Source organism: Terrabacter sp. P2_E3 (genome assembly GCF_056403915.1).
Genome location: NZ_JBFUEN010000009.1, coordinates 486,136 through 496,584, shown reverse-complemented (window position 1 = coordinate 496,584; position 10,449 = coordinate 486,136). Strand labels below are relative to the sequence as shown.

Annotated in this window: 10 protein-coding genes and 3 tRNA genes; 2 read left to right on the top strand and 11 right to left on the bottom strand. The window is 68.6% G+C overall.

All coding sequences use genetic code 11. From position 1 onward, the window contains the following. Together AC1DW8_RS14755 and AC1DW8_RS14750 are read right to left on the bottom strand one after the other, a co-directional pair. On the bottom strand, positions 1 to 277 hold a 277-nt coding region (locus tag AC1DW8_RS14755), incomplete at its 3' end, for a KUP/HAK/KT family potassium transporter (RefSeq protein ID WP_478094935.1). A 38-nt stretch (positions 278 to 315) separates the two neighbouring features. Further along, entirely contained in the window at positions 316 to 756 is a 441-nt protein-coding gene (locus AC1DW8_RS14750; protein ID WP_478094933.1) for a KUP/HAK/KT family potassium transporter, read from the bottom strand. A gap of 246 nt (positions 757 to 1,002) precedes the next feature. On the opposite strand from AC1DW8_RS14750, the gene AC1DW8_RS14745 reads away from it, so the two are divergent. Next, positions 1,003 to 1,839, top strand: a complete 837-nt coding sequence (locus tag AC1DW8_RS14745; protein WP_478094931.1) for a MerR family transcriptional regulator — start codon at positions 1,003 to 1,005, stop codon at positions 1,837 to 1,839. 31 nt (positions 1,840 to 1,870) lie between these two features. Here AC1DW8_RS14745 and AC1DW8_RS14740 read toward each other — a convergent pair whose 3' ends face one another. The 8 genes from AC1DW8_RS14740 to AC1DW8_RS14705 form a co-directional block, all read right to left on the bottom strand. Beyond that, positions 1,871 to 2,173 carry an antibiotic biosynthesis monooxygenase family protein gene (locus tag AC1DW8_RS14740; RefSeq protein WP_478094929.1) on the bottom strand — a complete coding sequence of 101 codons (303 nt, stop codon included), beginning with the start codon at positions 2,171 to 2,173 and terminating at the stop codon, positions 1,871 to 1,873. 152 nt (positions 2,174 to 2,325) lie between these two features. Next, entirely contained in the window at positions 2,326 to 2,553 is a 228-nt protein-coding gene (locus AC1DW8_RS14735; protein WP_478094927.1) for a three-helix bundle dimerization domain-containing protein, read from the bottom strand. A gap of 1,032 nt (positions 2,554 to 3,585) precedes the next feature. Then, positions 3,586 to 3,723, bottom strand: a complete 138-nt coding sequence (locus AC1DW8_RS14730) for a hypothetical protein (protein WP_478094925.1) — start codon at positions 3,721 to 3,723, stop codon at positions 3,586 to 3,588. Beyond that, positions 3,723 to 5,258 (bottom strand): glycosyltransferase family 2 protein, encoded by a 1,536-nt coding sequence (locus tag AC1DW8_RS14725; RefSeq protein WP_478094923.1) that lies wholly within the window; start codon positions 5,256 to 5,258, stop codon positions 3,723 to 3,725. Before AC1DW8_RS14725 ends, AC1DW8_RS14730 begins: the two co-directional genes overlap by 1 nt. 724 nt (positions 5,259 to 5,982) lie before the next feature. Next, a tRNA-Val gene (locus tag AC1DW8_RS14720) sits at positions 5,983 to 6,057 on the bottom strand. Positions 6,058 to 6,092: 35 nt separating this feature from the next. Further along, positions 6,093 to 6,163 (bottom strand) — tRNA-Cys (locus AC1DW8_RS14715). Between the two features lie 28 nt (positions 6,164 to 6,191). Next, a tRNA-Gly gene (locus AC1DW8_RS14710) sits at positions 6,192 to 6,264 on the bottom strand. A gap of 102 nt (positions 6,265 to 6,366) precedes the next feature. Next, the gene (locus tag AC1DW8_RS14705) at positions 6,367 to 7,620 is read right to left on the bottom strand and encodes a YihY/virulence factor BrkB family protein (protein WP_478094921.1); all 1,254 of its coding nucleotides are present in this window, start codon (positions 7,618 to 7,620) and stop codon (positions 6,367 to 6,369) included. Positions 7,621 to 7,722: 102 nt separating this feature from the next. Here AC1DW8_RS14705 and AC1DW8_RS14700 point away from each other — a divergent pair, with 102 nt between their 5' ends. After that, positions 7,723 to 9,363, top strand: a complete 1,641-nt coding sequence (locus tag AC1DW8_RS14700; RefSeq protein ID WP_478094919.1) for an acyl-CoA dehydrogenase family protein — start codon at positions 7,723 to 7,725, stop codon at positions 9,361 to 9,363. Positions 9,364 to 9,454: 91 nt separating this feature from the next. On the opposite strand, the gene AC1DW8_RS14695 is transcribed toward AC1DW8_RS14700, so the two are convergent. Then, positions 9,455 to 10,438 (bottom strand): polyphosphate kinase 2 family protein, encoded by a 984-nt coding sequence (locus tag AC1DW8_RS14695; protein ID WP_056825269.1) that lies wholly within the window; start codon positions 10,436 to 10,438, stop codon positions 9,455 to 9,457. Positions 10,439 to 10,449: the final 11 nt, after the last annotated feature.

Here is a 10,449-nt window from a genome sequence, read left to right as displayed (position 1 = left end):
CGACGTCGAGCGCACGCGATGTTCCGACGGCCAGTGCCAGTCCCTTGGGGATGTCTTGGCTGTCGGTGAAGCCCACGTGCACCTTGACGTGCACGAACCCGTCGGTGGCGTCGCCCAGGTCGTCGACCTCGACGCGGTCCACGTGGCGGATGTGGGGCACGTTCTCGTTGACGATCTGTACGAGGATGACCTGTTCGTGGACGACGTGGTTGAAGTCGGCGTTGGCCCGCAGAGCGAGCGGCGTCGTCGTCGCATTGGGGTGCGGGAAGACGGCCACCCCGGGAACGCGCCGGACGAGCTCGGGGTGGTCGCGAACTACCTTGAGGAAGAGCTGGAGCGGGCCCTCGAGGTCTCGTTCCTCGGCGTGATCACCGCGTCCCCGTAGAACAGGGCGGCGCCGAGCAGGCCCATCGCCATGACCGCTGCGAGCCGACGAGTGCCTTGCAGGTGGCGGCGCAGGAGCGCGACGAGCGCGAGGATGCCGCCCTCCCCGTCGTTGTCGGCCCGCATGGCGAGTGACACGTACTTCATCGACACGACGAGGGTGATCGACCACAGGACCATGGAGATCACGCCGAGAACATCACTTCGGTTGGCCCGCACCGTGTTGTGCTCGATGCTGAAGACCGTCTGCATCGCATAGAGCGGGCTCGCGCCGATGTCGCCAAAGACGATGCCCAGCGCGCCAAGCGCCAGCGGGAGCGTCCGGCCAAGCGCGGTGATCGTGGCCGTGGATGCCGCCCGGGCGCGTCGCATCCGGTCCCGCAGTGTCTGGTTGCCGCGCGGCCGGCGGTGTCGCTTCGCCCGCAGACGTCACAACCTCATCGTGGCACGGGTGCAGGTGGGCCGTCCTATGACTTCGTTCACCACCCGGGTCCCGGGGGTCATGTGAGCCGGTACCCGGGCTCGGCTGCTGCCGTTCTGGCAACTCCCGCCTCGCCGACCACCTGCACGTCCTGCGAAAGTCGTGTGACGAGTTCCTGCTGAGTCGGCAGACTTGTTGTGGCACTCGCCTTCGGCCTCCTGACCTACCGCCGCAACATCTCACGAGACACGGGAATCACACCGATGATCACCATCAGCGAGCTCGCGAGGTACGCCGGAGTGACCGTGCGCGCCGTGCGGCACTACCACCAGATCGGACTGCTGCCAGAGCCAGAACGGGACCACTCCGGCTACCGGACCTACGACGCCGCGGCGGTCGTGCGACTCATCCGGGTCCGCACCTTGGCCGAGGCCGGCGTGCCGCTGGCCCGGGTTCGCGACCTTCTTGATGCTGATCCAGACACGTTCGCCGCCGCGACCGCGGAGATCGACCGGCACCTACGTGCACAGATCCGCACACTTCAGGAGCACCGGCGGCGGATCGCGCGGCTGGGCTCGGGCGATTCGTTGGCTCTCCCGATGGAGGTGGTCGACTACCTGGACCGGCTGCGAGCCATCGGAGCATCGGAGGCGGTCATCCGGCCCGAGAGAGACGCCTGGATCCTGATGGCGGCGCGATGGCCCGAGAAGCTACCGGCGATCATGGCCGAGAAGGTGGCCCAGCTCGCCAACCCGAAGGTTGTCCGCCTCTACCAGCTCATCGGCCGAATCACGGAGGACGGAGCCGACGAGCAGCTCTTTCACCAGACAGCCGACCTGATGAGCCAGCTTCTCGAGGACGCGGCGGCAAGCGGAGAACTGAACCGGCAGGACGAGGACACCCCGGACGCCGCGTTCATCGGACTCATGGACTCGTTCGCCGATGCTTCCCACCCGGCCGTCGGGCGGCTGCGAGAGCTGCTCGCCGAGCGTGGTTGGACCGGCTGGACTCGGATCGGGAAACGCGAGCCCTGAGGTGCGACGCCCACCAGCCCCCACATGTCGCTCAGGTCAGGCGCCCGTCGCCGTAGGTTGCCTTGACCTCGCTGATGACGATCCGGTAGCCGTCGTACCAGCGCTGCACCTGGCCCTTGGCCTCGCGGTGGGTGGGGAACCGGGCGAGCAGGGCAACCGACTTCTGGTCGGCGAAGTAGTACATGGCGTTGACGACACCACCCTCGGGAGCAAGCCACTTCTCGACCCGCTCGAAGCCCGGCAGGTTACGGGCGTAGTCGTCGATCTGCTCGTCAAGGCGGTGGAAGTCCTCGTCGTACGCACCGGGTTTGAAGATGAACTGGCAGCAAATCACACGTGCTCCTCGTGGACGGTCGTGGGCGTTGGACGAGAGGTGAGGCGTCGGGGTATCCACGGCTGCTCGGCGACGCCGCGAACACCTTCCCGGCAAGGCCATGTCCGACACCGTGCCGGTAGTCACCGGGCGCGGCGCCTGATGACCCGGGTCTACCCCTGAGCACTCTCGGACACGTCATCCCGGCCGGCGATGGCCGCAAGCCGCTCGCGCGCCGAATGCTCCACGAGCACGGGCACGAAGTCCCTGATGCCGCCGGTCAACTCCGAATGCGCCAGCCGTACCGCAGCCTCGATCACCTCGGCGTCAAGTTGCGGGTACCGCTCCCCTAGCCTCACGCGCACTTGCTCGACCTCGTGGGCTTCCGACTTCGGGTCCATGACACAAGAGCGTCCCCTACGGGTGCGTCCAGCGGCAAGGGGAAGTTGCCGCTCATGCCGCAACGCACCTCTCCCAGGCTCCAACCGCTGACGGATGCCGGTCGGACCGTCACAACTCGCGGCTGATTGAACGAATTCCGGGAACCTGTCGACTGCGACGAGCACGCTGGATGGCCGTGACCGCTGCCCCCTCTGCGGCCCGGCGTGCCGGGCTGGTTGCAGTGGCCGCTTCCTTCGTGCGACCTTCGGTGGCGCTCAGATCGGCACCAGACTGCTCGAGAACTCGGTCGAGAACGTCCACCGGATGGAGCAGGTCAGGGTCTTGGTGAGAGGTACTCGCATCTGGGTCGTACATCGTGTCTACGTAGAGGGTGTTGCGCTCGCGGCCACGAGTGGCCATCACCTACAGCGGTTCACGCATCGTTGTCGAGGAGACGAATGCATGCGTGGTGTCGACCGTCCCCCTTGAGCGCGACGCGCAGTGGTGGCGTAGCCGAGCTCGACATGGCCATAAGCGGGGACGACGTCGGAGCACCGGCATCGCCGCGAGCCACCGAAGCAATGAGGTAGCGGTAGCCCGACACCAAGGTCATCCTTCGGATCGACATCGTCACTCCCATCGAACCCGTCCGGCGGGGCACCCGCGGGCTCCGCGGCCCACTTTGGTGCCAGACGTGTGGAGCGAGGAGTGGCCCTGGGGGACAGCGTCCGACGGCGTCGGCAAGGGGAAGTCCGGAGACATCTTGGGCTGTGTCGGAGTTGGCGAGTCTGGCGGGCAGTCCAGGTGGCGAGGCCCGGGAAATCAGTTCTGGACAGTAGGGACGAGCGAGACGTCAAGTTCTGGGCTGTTGGGAGGGGCGAGGAACGCGCACGATGGCGCGGACCGAGCGACGTCGACGACCCTGTCACGAGAGCTTCACCCGCAGCTCGACGCCCTCCGGGCGCGGCCCCGACACGGCCTTCCTGCCCTCGGTGGTGGGCACGCTGCGCCGGGCCACCATCGACGTCGCGCCGCGCTACACGGGAGCAGCTTCACTTCTTGCGTCGAGGGATGAGCTTCGCGAGGCTCAACGCGGCATACGCGAGCGTATTCAGGGCCACGAACCCAGCCAGCCACTGGAACCAGGCGGTCTGGAGCGTCTCGGTCGGGAGCACGATGCCGGCGTACATCATGACAGCGTTGCCTCCTGACGGACCACGGTGTTCCAACCCGACGCTCGTCCCGTGGCGATGTCGACGAGGGCCTTGACGTAGACCGCCTGCAGGAAGAGGGCGTAGGCGAGCTCGATGAGCAGGGGTAGGGCCAGCAGCCGGCCGCGCCAGCCTGCCGCCCAGACCGTGACCACACGCTCCGCGACGAAGATCATGCCGATGATCGCCCAGAACAGGGATATGGCGAAGCTGGACGCCGAGAGCAACGTCACGAACATGAGGAGCAGGTACGCGTTGAGGGCGATGACGCCGTAGCCGATGGCGATCTGCTGCCCCCAGTAGAGCGCAGTCGTGCGGCTCGGTCCGTAGGCAGCGAGGTTCTCGAGCGCGCCGCGCTGCCAGCGGCTGCGCTGCCGCCACAATGCCTGCCAATTCGGCATGAGCTCGGTGACGCAGCGGCACTCCTGCGGCGAAACCATTCTCGCTCCAAGGGATTTCAGCGCCAGGGTCAGCTCGTTGTCCTCGGTCAGAGCCCACGTGTCGTACACGCGTCCCGGCGGACCCGGGATGAGCGTTCCGCGCCGTCGTGCGACCTCCGCCAGGGCGTAGCCGCGGATGAGGCTGGCGGTGCCGGTGAGGACGAACACCCGGCCTTTGTTGCGGCCGATGATCCTCTGGTAGCGCGTGTACTCGTTGCGCTGCAGCTGCGCCACGAGTCCACCGCCCGGCTCGCCGTAGAAGACGCCGCCCACGGCCATGAGGTCGGGGTCATCCTCGAGGCGTTCGAGGGCGACCCGGAGGAAGTCCGGCGTCAGCATCGTGTCGGCATCCATGATCATGACGACGTCTTCGATGCCAAGCGTCGGCAGCAGGTCGTGCAGCACCTGGTTCAGGGCGCCCGCCTTCTTCTCCGTGTTGTCGACGGTCTCGATCACCTCGACGCCTAGGCCGCGAGCCGTAGCGACGGTGGCGTCGACGGAGTTGTCCGAGACCACGATCACTCGGTCGGGTGGCCGCGACTGGGCCCGCAATGACCCCACGGCGGCCGGCAGGAGCAGCTCCTCGTTGTGGGCAGGGACGAGGACGGTGACCCGGACCGCGACGTCGCGGCCCGCCAGCGCGTCACTCGCGGGTAGCGCGCTGCCCGCGAGTGCGGCGGCCGTGATCCCGTCGTTGAGGGCGGTCCTGGCCCCTGTGGCGCGCGGGTCGTCCTGGCCGTCGTGGCGGTCAAGCAGTTGCTGCCGCATGCGTCTGACCTCGGCGGACACGTCCGGCGGGATCCGAGGGTCACGGGCGAGCACCTGCATGCTCACCCGGGTGTGCGCGGCGGCCAGCGCGAACAGGTGACCGACGACCGTCGCGATTAGTGCCAGCACCAGCGGAAGTCCGGGCCCGCGCGGGTCTGGTGCGACCGGGAGGTAGCCGACGCCAGATTCGGGTGTCGGGACCTGGAGGGCCTCCCAGATCGCGAAGGCCACCATCGCGATCGTCGCCACCGCACAAAGCGAGGCGATGAGCGTCAACCGGGCGAGGCGCTTGTGTGGAACGGGCACAGCGGCCTCCCCAGGGTCGTCCTGCGTCGCACACATGCCCCGCACGGAGTCAGCGGGTGCACTGTCCGGTTCGCTCTGAATTGTACTAGGGAAGACGCATACGGGATGCGATCGGGGCGTCGGTGTGGCGCCGCCTGGATCCGGTGGCCGCGCTTCTGGCGCAGAAGCTAACGGGACACGCGGACAGCCGACGATGTCGACGTCTGGCTCGCCTACGAAGCCAGGACCGCGAGCTCCTCGACCCTCGGCAAGATGATGTCGATCCTGAGACGATCCATCGACCGCCAGATGGCGCGAGACAGGGTCAAGCGCAACGTCATCCTGCTCTGCCACGAGCCCTCAGGACGGCCGGGCCGGCCGTCGAAAGCACTCACCTCTCGCTCAGGCAGCGGCGCTCTTGGCCGCGGCCGAGACGTCCGACGTGAACGCGTACGTCTGCGTGTCGCTCCTCACCGGCGCGCGCACCGAAGAGCTCCGCGCACTGACATGGAGTCACGTCGACCTCACGGGGGTGCCGGATGCCACTCCCCCAGTCCCACCGACGGTCGTCCGTCGGGCCTTTGGGGCCGTGGCCGAACGTCCGCATCTTCGGCCAGGAGCTTTGACCGACGATCCGGATCGATAGTCACTCACTTGGTCACTCAGTCCGAGATCTGCCCGCCCGAGCCCACACAACACGACAGCCCCTGACCGGCGTTTCCGCTGGTCAGGGGCTGTTTCGTGCTGGTGGGCGATACTGGGTTTGAACCAGTGACCTCTTCCGTGTCAAGGAAGCGCGCTACCGCTGCGCCAATCGCCCTTGGGTGTTGCTTGGTACTGCGTGGTGTCTCACCGAGGTGGAGACGGGATTTGAACCCGTGTACGCGGCTTTGCAGGCCGCTGCCTCGCCTCTCGGCCACTCCACCGTGGAAGGCAAGTGGATCTTTGCCTCCGAGCGGACGACCGGGCTCGAACCGGCGACCTCAACCTTGGCAAGGTTGCGCTCTACCAACTGAGCTACGTCCGCGGGAACACCAGCGGTGTAACTTCCCCGCTCGGTGCTTGGTAGACATTAGCCGATCGATCCACGAGATACAAAACCGGCCGTCGTCGGCACGATGCCAGCCCCTCAGCCCCGTCTCGCGGCCTGATCGGAGGCCTGATCGGAGGCCTGATCGGAGGCCTGATTCGGAGCCTCATCCGAGCCCCGAGCAGAGGCCCCGGTCGCGGTATCGATGACGTCCCTGGCCCCCTCCCCCACGCCGCGCTGGATGGCCGCCTTGATGGGTCCGTGGTCGCTGCTCACGTACTGCTGGTCACGCCCTCGGCGCCCGTGCGCCCCGACGTCGTCGGCCGGCACGTCGACGCCGTCGAACGTCGCGGGCGGGTCGGCATCCGCCGTCGACTCATCGCCACCCGCCTCCGGGTCAGGGCGAGAGATCAGCCCTCCCGCGCCCTCCATCGCCCAGTTGACCAGCCGGACGTCCGCGCCCTCGTGCAGGTCGACGGGCCACAGGACGCGGACCGCGGCGTTGAGGCCCGCGCCGATGAGGATCGCCACGGCCAGCGCGTACAGCCAGATGAGCAGCACGATGGGCGTGCTCAGCGGCCCGTAGATCGACGATCCGCCCATCGACGCCTCCACCGAGATCCGGACGACGTACGAGGCGCCGACCCAGATCGCCATGGCGAGCAGGGCGCCAGGCACGTCACGCCGCCACGGGCTCCGTCGAGGCGTCGACACGTGGTACATCGACGCGAGCAGCAGCACGCTGAAGACGATGAGCGTCGGCCAGTAGAGCGCCTTGGTCACGGTCGCCGCCGCGTCCGGCAGCCACGAGGCGAGCAGCCCCGGCCCGAGCAGCATGAGGGGCAGCACGAGGATCGCGGCGAGGATGCCGAGCGTGTAGAGCAGCAGGCTGAAGGCGCGCATGTGCACGATGCCGCGAGCGTCCTTCTGCCCGTACATGATCGAGACGGTGTCGACGAAGACGTTGAGGGCCCGCGACCCCGACCACAGCGAGAGGATGAAGCCGACCGAGATGATGTCGACGCGCCCGCCCTTGAGCACGTCGTTGATGGTCGGCAGGAGCAGCTCGTTGATGCTCGACTCGGACAGGAAGCGCGAGGCGTAGACCTCGATGGCCGACACGACGCTGTTGATCGTGTCGGCACCGATCCAGCCGCCGACGAAGCCGAGGCCGCCGAAGAGCCCGAGGACGAGCGGCGGGAGGCTGAGCAGCATGAAGAAGGCGCCCTCCGCCGCGAGCCCGGTGACGCGGTAGCGCAGGCACACCCGGATCGTCTCCAGGGTCAGTCGCGCGAGCGGGACGCCCAACGGCACTCGCTCCAGCACTGCCCGCATCCTCGTCCGCACGCTCATCGTCTCCGAGGCTAACGGCGGAGCGACCACGCGTCGCACGCGTGACCGGCGCGACACGCGCCCGGCGGCTCGCGCCGGCCGGTCGGCGCCTAGTCTCGGCGGGTGAGCACACACGAGGTGACCAACCAGGTGCCCCCTTTCGTCGGCGGTGACTTCCTTTCCGACGACGTCGCTCTGCGGGAGGCGGTGGAGCGCTGGGCCGGCACCGCGGCCATCTCGGACCTCGCCCCCCTCGGGGCCCTCGCCGGCACCCCGGAGGCACAGGAGCACGGGCGGCTGGCCGACACCAACCCACCGGTCCTGCGCACGCACGACGCGCGCGGCAACCGCGTCGACGAGGTCGACTTCCACCCGTCGTGGCACTGGCTCATGACCCAGTCCGTCGGCGCCGGCCTCACGGCCGAGCCGTGGACGTCGCCCGCCAACTCCGGCGCCCACGTGCGTCGCGCAGCCGGTTTCGTCCTCTGGTCACGTGTCGAGGCGGGACACGGCTGCCCCGTCTCGATGACGTATGCCGCCGGGTCGGCCCTGCGGCACGACGCCACCCTGGGTGCCCGCTGGCTCCCGGCCCTCGCGAGCCGCGACTACGACTTCGGCATCCGGCCGGTGTCGCAGAAGGCCGGGGCGATCTCGGGCATGGGCATGACGGAGAAGCAGGGCGGCTCGGACGTGCGCGCCAACACGACCCGAGCGGTCGCCACCCCGGGTGGGGCGCTGCCGGGCGAGACGTACCGGCTCACGGGCCACAAGTGGTTCTGCTCGGCCCCGATGAGCGACGTCTTCCTCGTGCTCGCCCAGGCGCCGGGCGGCCTCACCTGTTTTGTCGTGCCGCGCGCCCTCGACGACGGCACACGCAACCCCTTCGCCCTCCAACGCCTCAAGGACAAGCTCGGCAACCACTCCAACGCCTCGAGCGAGGTCGAGCTGGAGGGCACGTGGGGCAGCCGACTCGGCGACGAGGGCCGCGGGGTGCGCACCATCATCGACATGGTCGGGGCCACCCGCCTCGACTGCATCCTCGGCTCGACGGCGACGATGCGTGATGCGGTGGCCCGGGCCGTGCACCACGCCCGGCACCGGCGAGCATTCGGCACGCTGCTCGTCGACCAGCCCCTGATGCGCAACGTGCTGGCCGACCTCGCCCTCGAGGCGGAAGCCGCGACCGTCCTCGGCCTCCGCCTCGCCCACGCCGTCGACACCGGAGAGACCGAGCTCGCCCGGCTGGGCGTGGCGCTCGGCAAGTTCTGGGTGTGCAAGCGAACGGCGCCCATGGTGGCCGAGGCGCTCGAGTGCCTCGGCGGCAACGGCTACGTCGAGGAGAACGGTCTCGCGCGCCTCTACCGCGAGGCGCCCCTCAACTCGATCTGGGAGGGCTCGGGCAACGTCAACGCCCTCGACGTCATGCGTGCCGTGACACGTGAACCGACGACGCTCGAGGCCTTGACGAAGGAGCTGCACGAGGTCCGCGGGCAGAGCGCCGAGCTCGACGCCCACGTGGAGTCGTCTCTCGCGCAAGCTCGCTCACTCGATCCCACGTCGCCGGAGGCGTCGTTCGGTGCACGCGTCGTCGTCGAGCGCCTCGCCCTCGGCCTCCAGGCGAGCCTGCTCGTCCGACACTCCCCCGGCCCCGTCGCCGACGCCTTCGTCGCCAGCCGGATCGCGGGTCGACGCGGACACTCGTTCGGATCGCTCGACGTCGACCTCGCCGGCGCGGCGACGGCCGTCATCGAACGAACCGGCTGACGAGGCAGGCGCTCACGCGAAACCCGTTGGGCGGCATACGTCCTCGGGTCGACGCACGTCGAGCGCCGACGCTCGTCGCGTGCCTGGTGCGTCAGCTAGCCGACAGGCGTTTCTTCTCCGCCTCGACGTCGAAGTCGGCCTGCGGCCACTGGAGGTTCATCCCGCGCAGGGCCTCGAGGATCAGCTGCTGCACCGCGAGGCGCGCGTACCACTTGCGGTCCGACGGCACGACGTGCCAGGGCGCCCCGACCGTCGAGGTCTTGTCGAGGACGGCTTGGTACGCCTCCATGTAGTCGCCCCAGTGGCCGCGCTCGTCGACGTCGCCCGGGTTGTACTTGTAGTACTTGTCCGGACGGTCGAGGCGCTCCATGAGCCGCGCCTTCTGCTCCTCCTTCGAGATGTGCGTCATCACCTTGATGACGGTCGTGCCCGCGGCAATCACCTTGCGCTCGAAGGCGTTGATCTGCGCGTAGCGCTTGGACCACACGGCCTCGGGCACGACGTCGTGGACTCGCACGATGAGGACGTCCTCGTAGTGCGAGCGGTCGAAGACCCCGAGCTGGCCTGCGCCGGGCAGGGCCTTCTCGATGCGCCAGAGGAAGTCGTGCGCCAGCTCCTCCTTCGTCGGTGCCTTGAAGCCGGTCGCCTTGACGCCCTGCGGGTTGACGGAGATGACGTGACGCATGATGCCGCCCTTGCCCGAGGTGTCCATGCCCTGCACGACGAGCAGGAGTGACCGCTTCGAGCCCGTCGTGGACTCCGCGAACAGCCGCTCGAGCAGGTCGGACAGCTCGGCCTCGCAGGCCTTGAGCGCCGCTTTGCCCTCGAGCTTCTTCCCGGTGAAGCCGGGAGTCCCCGACGTGTCGACGTCGGCGAGGACGAAGCCCTTGCCGACGCGCAGGGCGTTGGCGACGTCCTGGATCTCCTCGACGGCCGCCTCCTCGTGCGCCGCGATGACCTCGTCCTCGGCGGCCTGGGCCTCGAGCTTGGCCGCCTTCTTGCTCGAGATCTTGCCGCCCCCCTTGCCCGACGACTTCCCTGACTTCTTGCTCTTGCCCTTCGCGCCCTTGCCCATGGCGTCATCCT

Bases quoted from the DNA above. Each gene is read 5' to 3' on its own strand.
- AC1DW8_RS14750 (WP_478094933.1), bottom strand. From the start codon at position 756: ATGCGACGCGCCCGGGCGGCATCCACGGCCACGATCACCGCGCTTGGC.
- AC1DW8_RS14735 (WP_478094927.1), bottom strand. From the start codon at position 2,553: ATGGACCCGAAGTCGGAAGCCCACGAGGTCGAGCAAGTGCGCGTGAGG.
- AC1DW8_RS14730 (WP_478094925.1), bottom strand. From the start codon at position 3,723: ATGTACGCCGGCATCGTGCTCCCGACCGAGACGCTCCAGACCGCCTGG.
- AC1DW8_RS14705 (WP_478094921.1), bottom strand. From the start codon at position 7,620: ATGAGCGTGCGGACGAGGATGCGGGCAGTGCTGGAGCGAGTGCCGTTG.
- AC1DW8_RS14695 (WP_056825269.1), bottom strand. From the start codon at position 10,438: ATGGGCAAGGGCGCGAAGGGCAAGAGCAAGAAGTCAGGGAAGTCGTCG.